This is a genomic window from Hydrogenophaga sp. PBL-H3, from assembly GCF_010104355.1.
Lineage (GTDB): Bacteria > Pseudomonadota > Gammaproteobacteria > Burkholderiales > Burkholderiaceae_C > Hydrogenophaga.
In genome coordinates this window covers 605714-625334 of the sequence record NZ_CP044972.1, presented here as the reverse complement: position 1 = coordinate 625334, position 19621 = coordinate 605714, and the positions used below count along the sequence as shown (strand labels likewise).

17 protein-coding genes are annotated in these 19621 nt (G+C 68.2%); 10 read left to right on the top strand and 7 right to left on the bottom strand.

Going from position 1 to position 19621, the window contains the following annotated elements; genetic code table 11:
- The first annotated feature begins 7 nt into the window (after nucleotides 1-7).
- The 5 genes from F9Z44_RS03025 to F9Z44_RS03005 all read left to right on the top strand — a co-directional run bounded on the left by F9Z44_RS03025 (nucleotide 8) and on the right by F9Z44_RS03005 (nucleotide 6082).
- Nucleotides 8-1663, top strand: a complete 1656-nt coding sequence (locus F9Z44_RS03025) for an AMP-binding protein (protein WP_159603461.1) — start codon at nucleotides 8-10, stop codon at nucleotides 1661-1663.
- 18 nt (nucleotides 1664-1681) lie between these two features.
- Complete coding sequence (locus F9Z44_RS03020; protein WP_159603459.1) at nucleotides 1682-2074, top strand: RidA family protein; 393 nt, start codon at nucleotides 1682-1684, stop codon at nucleotides 2072-2074.
- A gap of 180 nt (nucleotides 2075-2254) precedes the next feature.
- Nucleotides 2255-3532, top strand: coding sequence for a PQQ-dependent sugar dehydrogenase (locus F9Z44_RS03015; RefSeq protein ID WP_159603457.1), 1278 nt, complete (start codon nucleotides 2255-2257; stop codon nucleotides 3530-3532).
- Nucleotides 3533-3617: 85 nt separating this feature from the next.
- Complete coding sequence (locus tag F9Z44_RS03010; protein ID WP_159603455.1) at nucleotides 3618-3932, top strand: c-type cytochrome; 315 nt, start codon at nucleotides 3618-3620, stop codon at nucleotides 3930-3932.
- 20 nt (nucleotides 3933-3952) lie between these two features.
- Nucleotides 3953-6082 carry a TonB-dependent receptor family protein gene (locus tag F9Z44_RS03005; RefSeq protein WP_159603453.1) on the top strand — a complete coding sequence of 710 codons (2130 nt, stop codon included), beginning with the start codon at nucleotides 3953-3955 and terminating at the stop codon, nucleotides 6080-6082.
- 12 nt (nucleotides 6083-6094) lie between these two features.
- On the opposite strand, the gene F9Z44_RS03000 is transcribed toward F9Z44_RS03005, so the two are convergent.
- The 4 genes from F9Z44_RS03000 to F9Z44_RS02985 form a co-directional block, all read right to left on the bottom strand.
- On the bottom strand, nucleotides 6095-7300 hold the full coding sequence (locus F9Z44_RS03000) for a sensor histidine kinase (RefSeq protein ID WP_159603451.1): 1206 nt from the start codon (nucleotides 7298-7300) through the stop codon (nucleotides 6095-6097).
- Nucleotides 7301-7464: 164 nt separating this feature from the next.
- Nucleotides 7465-8043 (bottom strand): GAF domain-containing protein, encoded by a 579-nt coding sequence (locus tag F9Z44_RS02995; RefSeq protein ID WP_159603449.1) that lies wholly within the window; start codon nucleotides 8041-8043, stop codon nucleotides 7465-7467.
- Nucleotides 8044-8113: 70 nt separating this feature from the next.
- Entirely contained in the window at nucleotides 8114-8755 is a 642-nt protein-coding gene (locus tag F9Z44_RS02990) for a response regulator (RefSeq protein ID WP_159603447.1), read from the bottom strand.
- A 26-nt stretch (nucleotides 8756-8781) separates the two neighbouring features.
- On the bottom strand, nucleotides 8782-11355 hold the full coding sequence (locus F9Z44_RS02985; RefSeq protein WP_159603445.1) for a sensor histidine kinase: 2574 nt from the start codon (nucleotides 11353-11355) through the stop codon (nucleotides 8782-8784).
- A 223-nt stretch (nucleotides 11356-11578) separates the two neighbouring features.
- Between F9Z44_RS02985 and F9Z44_RS02980 the strand changes: the two genes are divergently transcribed.
- The 4 genes from F9Z44_RS02980 to F9Z44_RS02965 are packed head-to-tail and all read left to right on the top strand — an operon-like array spanning nucleotide 11579 to nucleotide 15611.
- Nucleotides 11579-12112, top strand: a complete 534-nt coding sequence (locus tag F9Z44_RS02980) for a Csu type fimbrial protein (protein ID WP_159603443.1) — start codon at nucleotides 11579-11581, stop codon at nucleotides 12110-12112.
- 7 nt (nucleotides 12113-12119) lie between these two features.
- Nucleotides 12120-12842, top strand: coding sequence for a fimbrial biogenesis chaperone (locus tag F9Z44_RS02975; RefSeq protein ID WP_159603441.1), 723 nt, complete (start codon nucleotides 12120-12122; stop codon nucleotides 12840-12842).
- Nucleotides 12823-15120, top strand: coding sequence for a fimbria/pilus outer membrane usher protein (locus F9Z44_RS02970; protein WP_162147747.1), 2298 nt, complete (start codon nucleotides 12823-12825; stop codon nucleotides 15118-15120). Before F9Z44_RS02975 ends, F9Z44_RS02970 begins: the two co-directional genes overlap by 20 nt.
- Nucleotides 15120-15611 (top strand): Csu type fimbrial protein, encoded by a 492-nt coding sequence (locus tag F9Z44_RS02965; RefSeq protein WP_159603437.1) that lies wholly within the window; start codon nucleotides 15120-15122, stop codon nucleotides 15609-15611. Before F9Z44_RS02970 ends, F9Z44_RS02965 begins: the two co-directional genes overlap by 1 nt.
- On the opposite strand, the gene F9Z44_RS02960 is transcribed toward F9Z44_RS02965, so the two are convergent.
- A complete protein-coding gene (locus F9Z44_RS02960) occupies nucleotides 15605-16024 on the bottom strand; it encodes a hypothetical protein (protein WP_159603435.1) in 420 nt (139 codons plus the stop codon). The genes F9Z44_RS02965 and F9Z44_RS02960 overlap by 7 nt on opposite strands.
- Nucleotides 16025-16251: 227 nt before the next feature.
- Here F9Z44_RS02960 and F9Z44_RS02955 point away from each other — a divergent pair, with 227 nt between their 5' ends.
- Nucleotides 16252-16446, top strand: coding sequence for a hypothetical protein (locus F9Z44_RS02955; RefSeq protein ID WP_159603433.1), 195 nt, complete (start codon nucleotides 16252-16254; stop codon nucleotides 16444-16446).
- Between the two features lie 21 nt (nucleotides 16447-16467).
- Here the strand turns inward: F9Z44_RS02955 and F9Z44_RS02950 are convergent, their stop codons facing one another.
- Together F9Z44_RS02950 and F9Z44_RS02945 are read right to left on the bottom strand one after the other, a co-directional pair.
- Nucleotides 16468-17619, bottom strand: a complete 1152-nt coding sequence (locus tag F9Z44_RS02950; protein WP_201450000.1) for an ABC transporter substrate-binding protein — start codon at nucleotides 17617-17619, stop codon at nucleotides 16468-16470.
- A 184-nt stretch (nucleotides 17620-17803) separates the two neighbouring features.
- The gene (locus F9Z44_RS02945; protein ID WP_201449999.1) at nucleotides 17804-19525 is read right to left on the bottom strand and encodes an AMP-binding protein; all 1722 of its coding nucleotides are present in this window, start codon (nucleotides 19523-19525) and stop codon (nucleotides 17804-17806) included.
- Nucleotides 19526-19621 lie beyond the last annotated feature (96 nt).

The window sequence follows — 19621 nt, the reverse complement described above, 5'->3', positions numbered from 1 at the left end:
CACCACCATGCCCACACGCCTCATCCCCAGCGCACAAGCCGACCACTTCGTGCACGACCACCTGCCCCCGCCCGAGCAATGGCCCGAGCTGCGCTTCGACCGGCCCGAGCTGCAACTGCCCGCGCAAGTGAATGCAGTGCAGGCGCTGTTCGAGCGTGCCATCAAAGCCGGCCACGCCGATCGCCCACTGTTTCGCAGCGACGAGCGCACGCTGAGCTACACGCAGGCGCAGACCGAGGTCAACCGCATGGCCAACGTCTTCACCGTGGAACTGGGCCTCGTGCCCGGCAACCGCGTGCTGCTGCGCGGCGGCAATTCGGTGGCCATGGCGCTGGCCTGGCTGGCCACGGTGCAGGCCGGGCTGGTGGCGGTGGCCACCATGCCGCTGCTGCGCGCCAAAGAGCTGGGCGCCATCCTCAAGAAGGCGCAACCCGTGCTGGCGCTGTGCGATGTGAAACTGCAGGACGAACTCAAGGCCGCGTTGGCGGCCGACCCGACCACCGCCGGCATGACACTGCTGGTGTTCAACACGACAGACGCGGACGTGCCGCACTCGCTGGAAGCCCTGGCCCAGCGCCAGTGCGTGCACAGCGCGCCCTGCCCCACCGCCGCCACCGACATCGCGCTGCTCGCCTTCACCTCCGGCACCACCGGCACGCCCAAGGCCGCCGTGCACACCCACCGCGACGTGTTGGCCGCCTGCGAGACCTGGCCGCGCCATGTGCTGCGCGCCACGCCCGAGGACATCGTGATGGGCTCACCGCCGCTGGCCTTCACCTTCGGCCTGGGTGGCCTGCTGGTGTTTCCCATGTGGGCCGGTGCATCGGTGTATTTCCCGTCCGTGCCCTACACGCCCGAAGGCATGGTGAAACTCATGACCCGCGTGGGCGCGACCATCTGCTACACCGCGCCCACCTTCTACCGCCAGATGGCGGCGTTCGCCAAAACCCACGGCATCGGCAACTTGCGCATCAGCGTGAGCGCGGGTGAGGGCCTGCCGGACGCCACGCGCCAGCTCTGGAAAGAAGCCACCGGGCTGGAGATGCTGGACGGCATCGGCGCCACCGAGATGTTCCACATCTTCATCTCCTCGCCGCCCGAGTCGGTGCGACGCGGCGCCATCGGCCAGGTGGTGCCGGGCTACCAGGCCCGCGTGGTGAACGACGCCGGTGAGCCACTGCCGGTGGGTGAGGTGGGCAAGCTCGCGGTGATCGGCCCCACGGGCTGCCGCTACCTCGACGACCCGCGCCAGACGAACTACGTAAAAGGCGGCTGGAACCACCCCGGCGACGCTTTCCGCATGGATGCCGACGGCTACTTTTTCTACCAGGCCCGCACCGACGACATGATCATCACCGCCGGCTACAACGTGGCCGGCCCCGAGGTGGAAGCCGCCCTGCTGGAACACCCGGCCGTGGCCGAGTGCGGCGTGGTGGGCAAGCCCGATGACGAGCGCGGGCAGATCGTGCAGGCCTTCGTGGTGCTCAAGCCCGGACATGCCGCCGACGCCGCGCAGGTGAAGGCGCTGCAAGACCACGTCAAGCACAGCCTGGCCCCTTACAAATACCCGCGCGAGGTGGTCTTCCTGACCCAGCTCCCTCGCACCGAAACCGGCAAGCTGCAGCGTTTCGCTTTGCGCCAGCAAGCGCGCACAACCCACTGAAAAAAAATCCAGCCTGACATGAAAATTCTTCAACCGCCCAGCTGGGCCACCCCCAAAGGCTACGCCAACGGCATCGCCGCGCGCGGCACCCACGTCTTCGTCGGCGGCCAGATCGGCTGGAACGCCAGCCAGACTTTCGAGAGCGACGACTTCATTGCGCAAACGCGCCAGGCGCTGCTCAACATCCGCGACGTGCTGGCCTGCGCGGACGCGGGGCCACAGCACATGGTGCGCATGACCTGGTACATCACCGACCGCGTGGAATACAACAACCGCCTGCGCGAACTCGGCGAGGCCTACCGCGAGGTGATGGGCAAGCACTTCCCCGCCATGACCTGCGTGGAGGTCAGCGCGCTGGTGGAAGCGCGGGCGAAGGTGGAGATTGAGGTGACGGCGGTGGTGCCTGACTGAGCCCGGACCGGATACCCCAGGGGGTGGAGCACCTGCTCTATCACGGCTGACAGGCGTTTTGAGCGGCGCAACAGTCAATCCCACACCGCCCATGTGGCTTGCATGCAGCCCCTGTTTCCCCCCAGAATGATTTTCTCGAAAAGTAGTTTTCGAGACTTAAATCACACAGAGGAGACAAGCATGACAAGCAAGAAGCTGTTGCTGGCCTTGATGGCCTGCGGCATGGTTACGGGCGCCCTGGCGCAGGCCGGCAAGGACAACCTGGCCACACTCAAGCAGATGAAGGTATCGGGCGTCGACCTGAACATTCCACCGGTACCGCAGGAAGGCAAGAATGCCGATGCGATCCGCGCCAACCTCAAGGCCGTGAAGCTGCCCCCGGGCTTCAAGATCGAGCTCTATGCCGTGGTGCCCGACGCGCGCCACATGGCAGTGGCCCCTTCCACCAACATGCTCTTCGTGGGCACGCGCAAGACCCGTGTGTGGGCCGTGACCGACCGCAACGGTGACGGCACGGCCGACGAGGTCAAGCCCTTCGCGCCGTCGATCAATTTCAAGGTGCCCAACGGCGTGTGCTGGACCAAGGACGGCTTCCTGGTGGTGGTCGAGCACAACCGCGTGCTCAACTTCCCCGCCGCCGAGTTCTTCTACGAGGGCCCGGACGTGGCGGTGATCGAGGTGGTGCCCCAGGGCGGCCTGATCCCGGTGGAAGAGGAGTCGTACAACCACGGCGCGCGCACCTGCCGCGTGGCCGACGACGGCACGCTCTACGTCACCCTCGGTCAGCCGCACAACGTGCAGCCCGCCAACAAGGTCGACCTGTACGACAAGATCGGCATCGGCGGTGTGGTCCGCATGAACGCGTTTGACGGCTCCAAGCGCGAGGTGTTCTCGCGCGGCATGCGCAACTCGGTCGGCATGGACATCAACCCCAAGGACAAGTCGGTGTGGTGGACGGACAACCAGACCGACGGCCTGGGCGACGACATCCCGCCAGGTGAACTCAACCGCGCCACCAAGGTGGGTGAGCACTTCGGCTACCCCTACTGGAACGGCAAGTACAAGGTGGCAGGCTCGCCCGCCGCGCCGGATCTCAAGGACATGAAGGAACCCGCCAACGCGGTCTTCCCGCAAGTGGAGTTCCCGGCCCACCAGGCCCAGCTGGGCATGACCTTCTACAACGGCAAGCAGTTCCCGGCCAAGTACCAGGGCGGCATCTTCGTGGCCTCGCACGGCTCGTGGAACCGCAGCCAGGCCACCGGCGCGCTGATCAACTTCATCCCGCTCAACGCCAACGGCACGGCCGGCAAGGCCGAGGTGTTCGCCGAGGGCTGGCTCGACGGCAACGGCGTGTACAAGGGCCGTCCGGTGGACGTGGCGCCCATGAAAGACGGCTCGCTGCTGATCTCCGACGACTACGTCGGTGCGATCTACCGCGTCACCTACTCGCCGAACTGATCGGGGCCCTTCGCCCGATCCCTCGCGCAGGCGGCCCATGCGGGCCGCCTGCGCTGCCTCACGCTTGAACGGACCGTCCTTTCCCATGCGAATTTCCATCCTGATTGCCGCCGCCCTGAGCGTTGGCACCGCCTCTGCTGCCGACCCCATGGTGGGCCGCACCAAGGCCGCGTCGGCCTGCGCCGTCTGCCACGGCCCCACCGGCATGTCGATGATGCCCAACGCGCCACACCTGGCGGGCCAGCCCGCCATCTACCTCGTCGAACAACTCAAGAACTACCGCAGCGGCAAGCGCACCCACGAGGTGATGGGCGTGATCGCCAAGCCCCTGACCGACACCGAGATCGACGATCTCGCCGCCTGGTATTCGTCGCTGCAGATCAGCGTTCAAGTTCCCTGATATCCAAGCCCTCATCCATCATGCAAGTGCGCTCCCTGGTTCTTTTTCCCCTGGCCGTGCTGCCCGCCTGGCTGCACGCCCAGACCGCCCCCCAACCCGCCAACGCCGATGGCGGTGCGCTCGCGCCGGTGGTCATCACTGGCAGCGGTTCGACCGAGCAGCGCTGGCGAGGCAGCGCAACGGTGGACGTGGTCGATGGCCGCGAGCTGCGCGACGGCCAACTCCAGATCAACCTCTCCGAAGGTCTGGCACGCGTGCCGGGCCTGGTCATCCGCAATCGCGAGAACTACGCACAAGATCTGCAGGTCTCCATTCGCGGCTATGGCGCGCGCTCCACCTTCGGCGTGCGCGGCGTGCGCCTGTTTGTGGACGGCATCCCCGCCAGCGCGCCCGACGGCTCGGGCCAGGCGGCCAACTTCCCGCTGGGCAGCGCCGAGCGGATCGAGGTCGTGCGCGGGCCGTTCTCGGCGCTCTACGGTGCTTCCAGCGGAGGGGCAATCCTGCTCTACACCGAAAACGGTGGCCAGCCGGGTGAACTGCGCGCGGGTGTGGCGGCGGGTGCCAACGGCCTGTGGCGCTTCTCGACCCAGGCCACTGGCCAGACCGGCACGGCAGAAGCGCCCGGCTGGTCGTACACATTGGACGTGGGCAAGTTCGCCACCGACGGCGCACGCCCGCAGTCGGCCGCGCACCGCAGCACGGCCAACGCCAAACTCTCTCGCGCCCATGAAGGCGGGCGCACCACCATCGTGTTCAACCGGCAGAGTGCGTTTGCGCTGGACCCGCAGGGGCTGAGCCGCGCCCAGTTCGATGCCGATTCCGGGCAGACCGCCATCCAGCCCATTCAGTACAACACCCGCAAGTCGGTGTCGCAAACGCAGGCTGGCCTGGCCTGGGACCAGGCGCTGGGCAACGGGCACAAGATCGAGCTCATGGGCTACGCCGGCCAGCGTCGGGTGATCCAGTTCCAGTCGACACCGCCGGTCAACCAGATCGGCGTGGCCGGCAGCTCCGGCGGCGTGATCGACCTGGACCGCGACTACTGGGGCTTCAATGCGCGTTGGCGCCTGCAACGCGAGTGGCAAGGTGGCGAACTGGACCTGAGCGCAGGCCTGGCCGGCGACCGGCAGACCGACCTGCGCCGCGGCTACGAGAACTTCATCGGCACGCCCCCCAACCGCACCCTGGGTGTGCAAGGCGCTCTGCGGCGCGACGAGACCAACCGCGCCACCACGCTCGACCCTTATGTGCGCGCCTCGTGGCAGAAAAAGGACTGGACGCTCGAAGGTGGACTGCGCCGGGTCAACGCGCGCTACGCATCGTCCGACGCGTTTCTGGCCAACGGAGACCAGAGCGGTGGCGTGAGCTTCAGCGGTTATTTGCCGGTGGTGGGCGCTCGCTGGCAGCTCGCGCCCCAGTTGCAGGCCTTCGCCTCCGTGGGGCGGGGCCTGGAAACACCCACCCTCAACGAAGCGGCGTACCGCAGCGATGGCGGTGCCGGCCTCAACACCGACCTCAATGCATCGCGCAGCACCAGCGCAGAGATCGGCCTGCGCGGACGCAACGCAGCAGGGCTGTGGAACGCAACCCTGTTCGACATCCGCACCCGCGATGAGATCGTCTCGGCCGGCACGATCGATGGGCGCGCCACCTTCACCAACGGCGGCAACACGCATCGCCAGGGCCTGGAGCTTTCGGCCGAGTACAGCATGGGCAGCGTCACGCTGAGCAGCGCCTACACCTACTTGCGCGCGCGCTACGGCAGCGGCACCGCCAGCATTCCCGCCGGCAACCGCATGCCGGGCCTGCCCGAACACCAGCTCTTCGCGCAGCTGGCGTGGGCACCGGCCCTGGCCTCGGGCATTGGCGGCGTCTTCACGCTGGAGGCGCGGCACACCGGCAGCGTGTTTGCCAACGACGCCAACAACCGCCTCACCGCGCTGGCGGAAAAGCACACCCTGTTCGGCATCGGCGCCCGCTTCGAACAGACCACCGGCGCCTGGACCTGGCGCGAGTTCGTGCGCATCGACAACCTCACCGACAAGAAGCACGCCGGCTCGGTCATCGTCAACGACGGCAACAGCCGCTTCTTCGAACCCGGCCTGGGCCGATCGCTGTCGGCCGGCGTGGAGCTCTCGCGGCGCTTCTGAGCGAAGGCCGCCTCAAGCCTGCAGGCGGCCGAACTCGCTCTCGGGGTCGATGACCTGCGCGGGCAGGCTGATGGCAAAGGTGCAGCCCGCGCTGGACGCCGCTTCGCACCAGATGCGCCCGCCGTGGCGCTCCACAATGCGCTGCGCCAGCGCCAGACCGGTGCCGATGCCCTCGTAGTCCATGGAGTGGTGCTGCCGCTGGAACAGGGCAAACAGGTTGGGCGCGTGCTCCAGGTCGAAGCCCACGCCGTTGTCCCGCACGAACACCACCCGCTCGCCGGTGCTGTCGGTCCACTGGCCCACTTCAATGCGGGCCTCGGCCTTGGCGCGCGTGAAATTCACCGCGTTGTCCAGCAGGTTGCGCAACACCTCGGCCAGCAGGATCGCGTCGCCACGCACCTGGGGCAGGTCGTCGTCGATCACCCACTCGATCGAGCGCGCCGGGTGTTCGGCCTGCAGGTGCCGCACCACGCCATGCACCAGCGGGCTCAGGGGCACCTGCTGGCGCGCCAGCGACACGCGCCCCATGCGCGCGTATTCCAGCAAGCCCTCGATCATCAGACCCATGCGTTTGCTGGCCTTGGCGATGGAGGCCTGGTACTGCAGCAGCTGGCTGTCCCCGTTGGGGCCCAGGCGTTCCTGTGCCAGCGCCACGAAGCTGGAGATGTGGCGCAAGGGCGCGCGCAGGTCGTGCGAGACGCTGTGCGAGAACACGTCGATGTCCTTGTTCGCCGCCACCAGCTGGTTGGTGCGCCGGGTCACGCGCTGCTCCAACTCACGCCTGAGCCGGGCCACCTGGTGTTCGGCTTCGCTGCGCGCGGTGGCATCGAGCACCACCGCGCTGGCGCACAGAAAGTGTCCACTGGCATCGAGCACCGGGTGGGTGCCGATCTCGGCCCGGAACACCTGGTCGTTCGGACCGGGGATGTCCAGCTCCAGCGGCGCACCCAGGCCGCCGCGCGAGAGCATGGCCAGGTACGAACCCAGCAAAGCACGGGAGTGCGCATCGGTCAGGCCCACGAGGCTCAGGAAATCCGTGGCCTGCGTGGGCCGGCCTTCCTTGAAAGCGCGCTCATCCAGCCCCAACCACCCGATCAGCGTCCGGTTGATGTGGACCACGCGCAATTCCGCGTCGATGGAGACGAGTCCACACGGCACGAGGTCGTACAGGTCACCAGCGCGGGTGGTGCGTTCGGGGGAAACTGACGTGTTGTCCATGGCGTCTCGCTGGGGAAGGGACACAGGGAGGGCAATCAGCGACCGCGCGGGCCAACCACGCGGGGTCTGCGGGTGCGGCTCTGAATTTCAGTATCGGACAAAAGCCTGCGTGGCGGTGCGTCTTTTTTGTCAGGGTCCGGCCGCCCGAGCAGGCCCGTCAGAACTCACTTGGGCTTGAGATCCCAGGAGGGAATCTCGGTCGGTGCGGGCATCACGTTGCGACCGTCCAGCCGCATGGCGGTGAGCTTGGCCGTCATCTCCAGGGTCCTGAGGTCGTCCGGGTTCGGCTTGTCGTGCGGGCTGAAGGAAAAGCTGCACAAGGTGCCATACACCTCGCCGTTCTTCAGCACGATCGGTGTGCTGATGTGGGTGCCGATGGGAAACGGCAGTGGCTCCAGCAACACGCTGGCCACCGGGTCCAGCCGGGCGTCGGCCAGGTAACGCGGCAGGCGGCCGTCTACCACGCGCTGGCACCAGCTTTCTTCCAGACCGTCCGACTGACCCACGGAAATGGTCGGCCGCACATCGGTGGTCGCCACCTGGCGGAACACCCGCCGTCCGTCCACGAATTCCGAGCAGAAGACCACGTCCATCTTCAACCGGTCGCGCAGCGTCCTGAGCACCTCGGTGATGGTGCGGTCCAGCATGTCGTCGGACTGGTCGGCGGAGGCCACCATCAGCTCGGAGATGGTCACATGCAGATCGCTGGGTTCGTAGTCGAGTTCGTGAAGCTTGAAGGTCATGGTGTCGATTGTCTGCCCGATCCCCGCACCGCGAGGCTGGCCCGCCTGTTTCCAGGTGTGAGGAAAAGTCTCAAATGTCGTCGGCGCTGATGAGGCCTTCGCGGATCGCCAGGCGCACCAGCGCCGGCACGTCGTGCACGTCGAGCTTGGCCATGATCCTGCTGCGGTACGACTCCACCGTCTTGGGTGAGAGGTGCAACTGCTCGCTGATGGCCACGCTGGTCAGGCCACGCACCACCAGCTGGATCACCTGGCGCTCGCGCCCGGACAGCGCGTCGATCGGGGTGGGCGCGGCGTCCTGCGTCATCACCTCGATGGCCAGCTGCGCCACTTCGGGACCGAGGTGCTTGCGCCCCGAGGCCACCGCCTCCACCGCCTTGAGCACCTCGCTGGCCGGCGAGCCCTTGAGCACATAACCGGCTGCGCCCAGGCGCAAGGCCTCGGCCACATGGCGCGGCTGGGCCGACATGGTCAACACGATGGTGCGCGCGGTGGACTTGCGCTTGTGCAGTTGCTCCAGCACCTCGAAGCCCGAGCGTTGACCCAGGTTCAGATCCAGCAGCACCACGCTGGGCGAGAGGCGCAGCACTTCCGACAGCGCATGGGTCGGCTGGTCGGACTCACCCACCACGTGGTGCCCCGCGTCCTCCAGCACGGCCCGCAGGCCGTCGCGCACCATCGCGTGGTCATCAATGAGGTAAATGTCGCTCATGGGTTCAGATTAGTGCAGAAAAGTGTTCAGTCAATGACACCGGTGCGGGCATCACCCACAACTCGTGTCCACGCCAGCGAGATCACGGTGCCGCCCGTGGGCGATGCCTTCACCGCCAGATGCCCGCCGATGGCCAGCGCCCGCTCGCGCATGCCCACCATGCCCAGGTGCCCGGGGCGGCCAAAGCTCAGGCTGTCGTGCAGCCCGATGCCGTCGTCGCTCACCCACAAGCGAAGCTCGTCGGCACTGCCTTCGAGGTGCAGCTCGATCGAGCTGGCCGAGGCGTGCAGCAGGGCGTTGCCGGTGGCTTCGCGCGCGATCATGAAAGCCGCGTATTCCACCTCGGCGGGCCAGCGCAGTCCTTCGGTGCTCGTGCCCACATCCAGCGTGAGCACCACCGACTCGGCCTCGCCCGAGCGCACCCGCACCTCGTTGTCGAGCGCGGCTTGCAGGCCCAGCTCCTGCAGCAACGGCGGGCGCAGTTCCACCAGTGCCTGGCGCACCTCCTGCACGGCCTGCACGATCAGCTGGCCGATCGATCGCATGCGGTCCTGCTCACGGGGTTCGAGCTGGTCGACCGCGCGGCGGCTGAACAGGTCAAACGACAAGCGGGTGGCGCTCAAGGTCTGGCCCAGCTTGTCGTGCAGGGTCTGGGCCAGGCGCTGGGTGGTGACCTTTTCCTGGTCGAGCAGACGCTGCGCGAGATCGGAGAGTTCCGTGCGGTACTGGTCCATGGCCTGCTCCGCGCGCACCCGTTCGGTCACGTCGCGCAGGATCGCCGTGAGCAGTTTCTTCCCGCGCACCGTGACCTGCGAAATGGACGCCTCCAGCTCCAGCACCTGGCCGTCCGCGCGCAGGCCACGCACCTGGCCAGCGGCCATGGGGCGGGTGGTGGCGCGGGAATCGGCAAACCGTTGCATGTAACCCCGGTGGTGGTGACGGTCGGCACCGGGCAGCAGGACGTCCAGGTTCTGGCCGATCATGGTGTCGGCCGGGCGCCCGAAGATGCGCTCGGCGGCGGGGTTGAAGAGGCTGATGCAGCCTTCGACATCGACGCTGATGACCGCATCGCTGGCCGAGTTGATCACCGCCGCGAACACCTCTCCCTGCTCGCGCACGCGCCGCTCGGCCGTGAGGTCGTGCACCTGCGCCATCACGCCGAACGAGCGACCATCGACCCCAAGCACCTTGATCAGGCGCCACTCGCCCCACATCTCGCTGCCGTCGCGGCGCAGCATGTGGCCCACGAATTCCCACGGCCCGCGGCCCGCGGCGACCTCGGCGCGAACGGCTTCGCGCTCGGTCCCACCCGAGGCGCTGGGCAGCAGCTCGGAGACGTGTCGGCCATGCGCCTCGGCCGCCGTCCAGCCAAACACCTTCTCGCACGCCAGGTTCCAGAACACCACGCGAAAATCATCGTCCGCCAGATAGACCGGCGCGGGCAGGTTCTGCAGCACGGCCAGCAGGCGGCTGGTGTCGTGCAACACCTGCACCAGCATCTGTTCGCCGCGCGACTCGCCCGTGTCGGGCTTGGGCAGGCGGCGCAACTGCTCGGCAATCACCCGCAGGTAGGTGTCGGGGGTGTCGGTGGTTTGTGGGCCGAGCTGGTCGGCCACGGCGTCCAGCATCTGGCTGTAGGGGCGCGCCAGCCGGCGCGACAGCCAGAAGCCGACCGCTCCCATGATCAGCACGGTGGCACCGCCGAGCAGCAGCACGGTGCGCTGCAACTGCGCCACCGGCAACAGCACCGCGTCCAGCGGCTGGCTGGCCACCACCCGCCACCCGGGGCGCAGACTCGAGTCCGCCGGGTTCACCGGGTTGAGCGAGAGCACGTGCCGCCGGCCATCGCTTCCCTGGTGCACCAGCTGCTTGTCGGGCTCCGCTGTCAGCGCGTCGCGCCAGGTCTCACCCATGCCGGGTTGCAGCGCCCCCAGCAGCAGCGCTCCTTTTTCGTCGATCAGGGCCAGCTGCAAGGAGCGCTGCGCGGATTCGGGCCCCAGGGCCTCCTTGCGCAGGTCGTCGAAGTAGCTGGCATCCAGGTGCGCCGCCACCACGCCGCGCAGCAAGCCGTTGGCCCCCAACACCGGCATCGCCAGATCGGCCAGCTCGGCGGGCACCGGCAGATTGGCGCGCCTGAGCGGCTCGATGAGCGCCTTGGGCGGATGAAAGCTGCCAAACCACAGGCCCTGGCTGCCGTTGATGAAAACCGGGCGCTGACCGATCGTGTTCCCTTGCAGCAAGCCGTCGGTGGCCAGGCGAACCACGCCCTGCAGATCGGTCACACCGATCCACACATACGCATCGGTGATGGCTTTGAGCCGGTCCAGCTCCGAGCGCAGCAGATCGGGCGGCACGTCGGTGCCGGCCAGCAGGGCGACCAGTTCGAGCTCGACGGCGCGGCGCGCCAGCACGCGTTCGATGCGGTCGGCGTACAGCTGGGCCGTCTGCTCCACGCGGTACTCGGCACGGCGCTTGAGCTCGCTGCCGACGATCCGGTCGGTGGCCATCACCAGCAGCCCCAGCAGCAGCAAAGCCAGCAGAGCCGGCAGCAGGGGCAGCAGCCAATGGACGGAACGCTGGCGTTGTCGGATGGCGGCCATGGGGGAAGCAAAACTCCTGGGGATGGGCCGGACAGGCCCGGAAAAACCGTTGCAGATCATCATGCCGCAAAACCGGGGCGGGTATTTCCGGCGCGAAAAATCCAGCTTTCCCCACACAGGTTGCACTGCAGCATGCCGATCCAGTCTGCATGTGCCAGAGAAGACCCGCGGAGGGCGCCAGGGCACCCACCCGGCCTTGCGCTGTCCTGAAGGGAATCTGAACATGACGAACCGCCTCGCATCACTGCCCCATCCGGCCCTCAGGGGCCTGCGGCACACCCTGAGCCTCCTGGTCCTGCTGACCTTGCTGGTTGTTGCCCAGACCGCCCGGGCCCAGACCAGCACCTCGACCTTCACCGTCACGGCCACCGTGTTGCCCAGCTGCACCGTGGCAGGCGGCGTGCCGCTGGCCTTCGGGGTGGTCACCCCCGGCATCCAGCAGGACGGCAGCGTGCTCATCTCGGCCATCTGCACCGTGGGCACACCCTTCACGCTGGGGCTGGACGCGGGCACCGGCGCCGGCGCCACCGTGGCCGCCCGGCGCATGACCAGCGGTGGCGACACCCTCGAATACGCCCTGTTCCAGGATGCTGCCCGCACCACGCAATGGGGCGACGGCACGGCCGGCACCAGCACCCGCAGCAGCACCGGCACCGGTCTGCAACAGACCTTCACGGTGTATGGCCGGGTACCTTCCAGCGCCGCCGCGGCGGTGGGAACGTACACCGACACCATCACCGTGACCGCCACGTACTGAGCCCGCCATGACTGCCCGTGCCCCGCTTGCGCACTGGTTGGGCGCCGCGGCGCTGGCGTTGCTCGTGGCAGCTGCCGGGTGGCCCGCGCAGGTCCATGCGTTTCAGGTGCGCCCGGTGCGCCTGGACCTGGGCAACCGGCAGCCCACCGCCCAGCTGATGGTGTCCAACCCCACCTCGCGCCCACTGCTGATCCAGGCCGAGGCTTTCGACTGGTCGCAGGAGCAAGACCGCGACCAGCTCCAGCCGAGCCAGGACCTGATCGTGAATCCCCCCATCTTCGAACTCGCCCCCGGCGCCCAGCAGGTGGTGCGGGTGGGTTTGCGACGAGCGGCGAAAGACGGTGTGGAGCGACCCCACCGCATCTGGCTCACCCAGGTGGCCACCACGTCCGACGAAGGCGACAACGGCGTGCAGATGCTGCTGCGCCTGAGCCTGCCGGTGTTCGTGACCGGCACCGGCACCGGCGCGGCGCTGGCCGAGTGGCAGCGCCATGCCCAGGATGGCGTGGTGGAGCTCAACAACCCCGGCGCTCGCCACCTGCATGTGCGCGAACTGCGCCTGCTCGCCGACGACGCCACCCCCACCAGCCTGGGGCCTTGTTATGCGTTGCCCGGCGGGCGCTGCCGCTGGCCACTGCCGACAGCGCTGCGCCACAAGACCTTGCGCATCGAGGCCGACAGCGATGCCGGCACCCTGCGCAGCCAGTTCGATGCCGTGGCTGCGCAATGAGCGACGGGTCGCTCTGACCGCCGCACTGCTGATCGGGCCGGGCCAGGTGCTCGCCGCTCAGCAGGTGCGCCTGCTCGATGTCTGGATCAACGGCCAGTCGGCCGATGCCAACGCCTTCATCGTGGAAGAAGACGGCCGGTTCTTTGCCTCGGCCAAGGCCATGGCCGCCTGGCGCCTCAAACCCGTCGACCTGGCGCGCACCATCGACGGCGAGCCCCACCATGGCCTGTATGCCTGGAAACCCCAGCTGCGCGCGAGCACCCAGCGCCTGGAACTCAGTGCCGCCTCCGCCGCGTTTGCGGGCCAGGTGATGAACATGACCGAGGCGGTCAACGGGGCCGCCGAGCTCAGCCAGAACGCATTGGGTCTGGCGCTGGACTACACCCTCAACATGGACCGCGACAACAACGGCAGCCAGTCCACCGCGTTCCTCGACCTGCGCGCCTTCGGCCTGCTGGGCCAGGGCGGACTGCGCCACAGCGGCTTGCTGCAACTGGGCTCGCTGCCTGGCAACGAGGCGCGTTTTCGCCGACTCGACACCGCCTGGCACCACGCCGAACCCGACACCTTGTGGCGCACCACGGTAGGCGACACCCTGAGCTGCGGCGGCGACATCGCCCCCACGCTGCGGTATGCCGGCGTGCAGGTGCGCTCCGACTTCGGCCTGCGCCCCGAGCAGGTGCACCACCCGCTGCCCTCGGTGCAGGGCAGCGCCCAGGTGCCCAGCGGCATCGACCTGCTCATCAACGACCGCCCCGCGGGCAGCGTCGCCGTGGGCTCGGGCCCGTTCTCGCTGGAGACCCTGCCCACCGTGACCGGCGCGGGCGAGATCCGCATCGTGCAGCGCGACCTGCAGGGCATCGAGCAGGTGCGCTCGGTGCCCTACTACACCAGCCCCCGGCTGCTGCGCGCGGGTCTCACCGACAGCTGCTATGAGGCCGGCGTGCTGCGGCTGAACTACGGCCTGCCCAGCGACCAGTACGAGGGTCGTTTTGCCGCGGCCTCGGTGCGCCACGGCTGGAGCAACACCGTCACCACCCAGGCGCGCGTGGAGACCAGCGACCTGGTGCGCAGCCTGCGCCTGGGCGGGCACTGGATCCCGTCGCAATGGGGCGTGCTCAGCGGCCAGACCGCACTCAGCCAGACCGACGGCGTGGGCACGGGCCACAGCTTTCGGCTGGGGCTGGAGCGCATCACGCGCCAGTACCACCTGAACGCCAGCATCGAAACCGCCGACGACCACTTCCGCCAGCTCGACGGCAGCCGCGCACCCGCGCGGCGCACCGCCCTCTTCGGCGGCTGGACCGTGGGCCAGACCAGCTGGTCGGCCGGTGGCATCTGGCAGACCGGCGCCACCGGCCTGCGCACCCGCGTGTTCACCGCCTCGATGCAGCGGCGCATGGGCGCCGACTGGCACATGGGCCTGAGCGCACTGCAGCGCGAACGGCGCTGGAGTCTGGCCATGATGCTCACCCGCCAGATCGACCGCGAAACCACGGCGGCCGTGCGCGCGCAAGGCGGTACCGACGGTTCCCTGGCGGTGCAGGCGCAACGGCACGAACCGGCCAGCGGCGGACAAGGCTGGCGCGTGCAGGCCGGCACCGGCCAGGCGCGCGCGCTGGGCGCCTTGAGCTGGCTGGGCGAGGCCGGGCGCGTGGAAGTCCAGGCGGCGCGCCTGGGTGGCACCAACGCCACCGCCCTGCGCGCCACCGCCAGCGGCGGCGTGATCTGGTTCGGCGGCATGCCGGTGGCCGGTCGCGCACTGGGCGAAGGCGTGGCTGCGCAGATCGAGGTCGAAGGCATGCCGGGCGTGGGTATCCAGCTCAACCACCGCGACGTGGCCGTGACCGACGCCACCGGACGCGCCTGGGTCTATGGTTTGCAGCCCTGGGAAGACAACGTGATCGGCGTCTCGGCGGAAGCTCTGCCCATGGACATGCTGCTGTCGTTTCCCCAGATGCGCCTGCGCCCGCGCGCCCAGTCGGTCGTGCGGGCGAAATTTCCTGCCCGGCGCAGCCGCTCGGTGCTGCTGGAGGTTCGGCTCCCCAGCGGCGAGCCCGTGGCGGCCGGCTCGCGGGCGCGCCGCGCCGACGAAGCCCCCGGCAGCGGCGCACCGTTTGCCCAGGGTGGCAAGGTCTACCTGAACGACGTCGAAGACCTCAACCGCATCCGCATCGACGGCCCGCAGGGCGTCTGCCACCTGCTGTTCCAAGCGCCAGACGCGGCCATCATCCAGCCCGAGATCGGCCCCCTGACCTGCCAGGCGCACCCGCTGTGATGAAACGCCTGTGGCTCACCTGCCTGTTGCTGCTCGGCGCCCTGGGCGCCGTCGACGCCCGCGCGAGCACTTGTGCAGTGGCGGTGACGCCGCTGGCCTTCGGCGCCTACACCTCGCCCGGCGGACCCCGCGTGGACAGCTCGGCCAGCGTGATCGTGACCTGCACACCCACCTACCTTCTGCTGGCCTGCAACGTGGCCTACACGCTCTCGCTCTCCAACGGCCTGGTGGGCAGCCCCGGCGACCGGCAAATGGCCAGTGGGGCGGGTCGCCTGCATTTCACGCTCTACAGCGACGCGGCCCGCAGCACGCCCTGGGGCGATGGCGGGGCCAGCGGCGGCACCGTCGGGGGCTCCCTCTCCACCAGCCTGCTGGGGCTGTTGTGCCTTCAGGGCACCCGCAACCACACGGTGTACGGCCGCATACCGGCCAACCAGAGCGTGCCGGCGGGCACCTACCTGGATCAGGTGACGCTGACCATCACTTATTGAAGTACCGGTGACCTCTGCGCGGCGTGCGCCTGCGCATCAAAGTGGCGCTGCACCCACCAGCCCGTGGCCCTGGGCAGCTCCGACCAGTGCCAATGGCTGCAACGGGCCTGACTCTCCTGGCGGCAGGGCTCGTCGAAGTTCATCACCACCAGGTCGGGGCGTCCGCGGCGCAGACGCTCGCTCAGTGCGAGGTCGCAAGCCCGGTCCAGCCGAGCGTCCACGATGACCAGGTGCGGCGGACAGGCCAGCGCCCAGCGCATGGCATCTTCGGGATCGGAGGTCCAGTGCACGTGCGCCGCCTGCGGCCAGCCGCTGGTGAGGCTGCGCACCCGCTGCAAGTGCTCCCCGCGTGGGCATACCAGCAAAACTTGAAGCGAAGGGGCATCGGGCAGGGTGGCGGCGGTGGCTTGCATGGCGGACTTTCTCGACACACGCCGGGTAACAAAATGCAACCCGGCTGGTCTGCAATGTCGCGCGCATCGGTTCGCCGGGATGCCGGGAATGCTGGATCGCCGCCGCCGGGATGACCCGCCATCTCGGGCCTGGGCAGTCAGCCCTGATACTTCATTAGCAATTCTGATGAAACAGGCGTTTTAGGCCGTAAAAACATAAAATACGGGTTAACCCTTAGAGAGTTCCCATGTTGAAGTATTTACTGACCTTGTTCCAGACACCCCGTTTCCCGGTGGGCGTTCGTGTCAACCGCCTCCACCAGGGCAGCCTGGACCGCACCGATGGCCGCGTCGTGGCCCAGACCGCCCAAGGCGTGCTCGTCGAGTGGCCGCGCAACGGCTCCGGATGGGAACACCCGGACGCCCTCTGTCAACAGGCCTGATCCCGGCCCGGCTGCGCACCCTCAGGTGCGCACGCGTCCATCGCCCGTGAGCATGGACAGCTCGGCGTAGCGCGAAGCCACGTGGTTGGTCGGGCTCAGCGACACCGAGTAACCGCCGATGGAGGTGGTGCCGATCGACTCCAGCCCGCTGATGAGGCTGTCGCGCGTGATGCGCGAACCCGCGCGGCGCAGTCCCTCGGTGAACAGCTTGGCGGCCAGGAACCCCTCCATGCTGGAGAAGTTGGCCTGCACCTTGTTGCCGCCCTTGCCGATGGCCTCCTGAAACTCGCGCGAGATCGGCTTGGAGGCCGTGTAAGGCGTGGGCATCACCTGCGACACCACCACACCCGCGCCATCCTTGCCCAGCTCGTCGGCCAGCGCCTGCGTGCCCACGAATGACACGTTGTAGAACGTGCCACCGTAGCCGGCCGCCTTGGCCGCGCGGATGTAGGCCGCGCACGACTTGTACGCGCTGATCTGCACCACCGCGTCGGGCTTGGCTGCGTTGATCTTCTCCACCGCCTGCGCCACCTCGACCGAATTGCGCTCCACCGTGGCCGTGGCCACCGGCTCCAGGTTGCGCGACTTGAGCGCCAGCACGGTACCGTCCAGCCCGGCCTTGCCGTAGGCATCGTTCTGGTGGAACACCGCGATCTTCTTCAGGCCCAGGTTGGTAAGCTGGCGCACGATGAGCTCGGTCTCGTCGTTGTAGGACGCGCGCAGGTGGAAGGCGAGCCGGTTGAACGGCTGGCGCAGGCCCATGGCGCCGGTGAAGGGCGCGAAGAAGGGCACCTCGGCCTTGAAGGCCAGCGGCAATGCGGCCACGCTGGTGGGCGTGCCGATGTAGCCAAAGAGCGCAAACACGTCGGCCGCGATGAGCTTGTTGGTGTTCTCGACGCAGCGCTCGGGCTCATAGCCGTCGTCGAGCTGCATGATTTCAATCCGCTGCTGGTTCACGCCGCCCTGGCCATTGAGCTGGTCGAAAAACAGCTTGGCCCCCGCATGGAACTGGATGCCGAGCTGCGCGGCAGCCCCGGTGAACGCAGCCGACTGCCCCAGCACGATGCGGTTGCCCGACTGCGCGCGCAAGCTGGGCGCGCCGAGCGTGGCCATGCCGGCAACGAAACCGCTGAAACGGCGGCGCGAGATGCCGGGAGCAGAGGTGAGTTTCATGGGGTGGTCGGCTCCGGAAAAGGCAGCAGAGGCAGGCGCAATCTGCACCTGGTCCCCGACGGCATTGCAAGAATGTGTATTTGTTGATGCTACCCACCCCGGTACCGTAACAAGACGCACTTGGTCCAGCCAGTGCGCCGCTCATCGGGCTGTGGGCGCCACAAGCCCCTGCACGGTCGGGGCTTCAGTCGTCCTGGCGCAGGTTCGGAAAGTCGCTCTCCAGATACTCGCCCGCCCCGCGCGCGCCGGCCGCCTGGCGCTCCACCTCCTGCGCGCGCAACTGCACGCGGCGGATCTTGCCCGAGATGGTCTTGGGCAATTCGGTGACGAACTCAATGCGCCGCACACGCTTGTAGGGCGCGAGCTGTTGCCGCGCGAACGCGAAGATCGCTTCGGCCAACGCCGGCTCGGGCGTGAAGCCGGGTGCCAGCAGCAGGTAGGCCTTGGGCACGGCCGTGCGCACCGGGTCCGGGCACGGCACCACGGCCACTTCCACCACCGCTTCGTGCTCGATGAGCGCGCTCTCCAGCTCGAACGGACTGATGCGGTAACCCGAGGCCTTGAACACATCGTCGGCACGGCCCACGAAGGTGAGGTAGCCGTCGGCATCGCGCGCGGCGGTGTCGCCCGTGTGGTAGTGGCCGCCGCGCATGACCTCCGCGTTTTTCTCAGGCGCGTCGAGGTAGCCCACCATCAGGCCCAGCGGGCGCGCACTCAGATCAATGCAGACCTCGCCTTCGTCGGCCTCATGGCCATCGGCGTCGAGCAGGGTGATCTTGTAGCCCGGCAGCGGCAGGCCCATGGAGCCGGGCTTGAGTGGCAGGCCCGGCGCGTTGCCGACCTGCGCGGTGGTTTCGGTCTGGCCATAGCCATCGCGCAGCGTGAGGCCCCAGGCTTTGCGGATCTGCTCGATGATTTCCGGGTTCAGCGGCTCGCCCGCACCGATCACTTCGCGCAGCGCGAGGCGCCCTTGCCAGGCGGCCAGGTCTTCCTGGATCAGCATGCGCCACACCGTGGGCGGCGCACACAGGCTGGTGACTCGGCAGCGTTCGAGCACGGCCAGCAGCCCCTGCGAACTGAAGCGGGGCGTGTTGTAGATGAAGACACAGGCGCCCGCGTTCCACGGCGCGAAGAAACAACTCCAGGCGTGCTTGGCCCAGCCCGGCGAAGAGATGTTCATGTGCATGTCGCCGGCCTTCAACCCGAGCCAGTACATGGTGGAGAGGTGGCCCACGGGGTAGCTCTGGTGCGTGTGCAGCACCAGCTTGGGCTGCGAGGTGGTGCCCGAGGTGAAGTACAGCAGCATCGGGTCGGTGGCGCGGGTCGTGCCTTGCGGGTCGAACGCGGTCGCCTCGCCGCTCGATGCGGCGAAGTCCACCCAGCCCGGCTGCGGCGCACCCACGCAGATGCGCGAGAACGGGCCCGCGATCGTCTCGAACTTGGGCACCTGCACGGCACCCACCACCACATGCTTCACGTCGCCGCGCGCGATGCGGTCACGCAGGTCCTCGGGCGTGAGCAGGGCCGTGGCCGGGATCAGCACCGCGCCGAGCTTGATGGCCGCCAGCATGGTCTCCCACAGCGCGATTTCGTTGCCCAGCACCATGAGCACGCGCTCGCCGCGTTTCACGCCCTGCGCGCGCAGGAAGTTGGCCACCTGGTTGGAACGCTGCGCGAGCTGGGCAAAGGAATACCGCTCTTCGCTGCCGTCGGCGTCCACGATCCACAGCGCGGCGGCATCAACGCTGCGGGCCATGGCATCGAAGTGGTCCAGCGCCCAGTTGAAGTCGGTGAGCTCGGGCCAGCGGAACCGCGCGCTGGCAGCGGCGGGATCGCCACGCAAGGCGAGCAACTGGTCGCGCGCGTCCAGGAAGGCTTGGGCGCAGGGGGTGGTCAGGTCGGTCATGGTGTGTCAATCATGTTGGGAAGCGACGGATCGAGCCATCGTAGACGCCGGACATGCGCGACAGCCGCTCAGTATTTTCCCTAGCGCGCATGTGTG

Bases quoted from the DNA above. Each gene is read 5' to 3' on its own strand.
- F9Z44_RS03025 (WP_159603461.1), top strand. From the start codon at position 8: ATGCCCACACGCCTCATCCCCAGCGCACAAGCCGACCACTTCGTGCAC.
- F9Z44_RS03020 (WP_159603459.1), top strand. From the start codon at position 1,682: ATGAAAATTCTTCAACCGCCCAGCTGGGCCACCCCCAAAGGCTACGCC.
- F9Z44_RS03015 (WP_159603457.1), top strand. From the start codon at position 2,255: ATGACAAGCAAGAAGCTGTTGCTGGCCTTGATGGCCTGCGGCATGGTT.
- F9Z44_RS03010 (WP_159603455.1), top strand. From the start codon at position 3,618: ATGCGAATTTCCATCCTGATTGCCGCCGCCCTGAGCGTTGGCACCGCC.
- F9Z44_RS03005 (WP_159603453.1), top strand. From the start codon at position 3,953: ATGCAAGTGCGCTCCCTGGTTCTTTTTCCCCTGGCCGTGCTGCCCGCC.
- F9Z44_RS03000 (WP_159603451.1), bottom strand. From the start codon at position 7,300: ATGGACAACACGTCAGTTTCCCCCGAACGCACCACCCGCGCTGGTGAC.
- F9Z44_RS02995 (WP_159603449.1), bottom strand. From the start codon at position 8,043: ATGACCTTCAAGCTTCACGAACTCGACTACGAACCCAGCGATCTGCAT.
- F9Z44_RS02990 (WP_159603447.1), bottom strand. From the start codon at position 8,755: ATGAGCGACATTTACCTCATTGATGACCACGCGATGGTGCGCGACGGC.
- F9Z44_RS02985 (WP_159603445.1), bottom strand. From the start codon at position 11,355: ATGGCCGCCATCCGACAACGCCAGCGTTCCGTCCATTGGCTGCTGCCC.
- F9Z44_RS02980 (WP_159603443.1), top strand. From the start codon at position 11,579: ATGACGAACCGCCTCGCATCACTGCCCCATCCGGCCCTCAGGGGCCTG.
- F9Z44_RS02975 (WP_159603441.1), top strand. From the start codon at position 12,120: ATGACTGCCCGTGCCCCGCTTGCGCACTGGTTGGGCGCCGCGGCGCTG.
- F9Z44_RS02970 (WP_162147747.1), top strand. From the start codon at position 12,823: ATGCCGTGGCTGCGCAATGAGCGACGGGTCGCTCTGACCGCCGCACTG.
- F9Z44_RS02965 (WP_159603437.1), top strand. From the start codon at position 15,120: ATGAAACGCCTGTGGCTCACCTGCCTGTTGCTGCTCGGCGCCCTGGGC.
- F9Z44_RS02960 (WP_159603435.1), bottom strand. From the start codon at position 16,024: ATGCAAGCCACCGCCGCCACCCTGCCCGATGCCCCTTCGCTTCAAGTT.
- F9Z44_RS02955 (WP_159603433.1), top strand. From the start codon at position 16,252: ATGTTGAAGTATTTACTGACCTTGTTCCAGACACCCCGTTTCCCGGTG.
- F9Z44_RS02950 (WP_201450000.1), bottom strand. From the start codon at position 17,619: ATGAAACTCACCTCTGCTCCCGGCATCTCGCGCCGCCGTTTCAGCGGT.
- F9Z44_RS02945 (WP_201449999.1), bottom strand. From the start codon at position 19,525: ATGACCGACCTGACCACCCCCTGCGCCCAAGCCTTCCTGGACGCGCGC.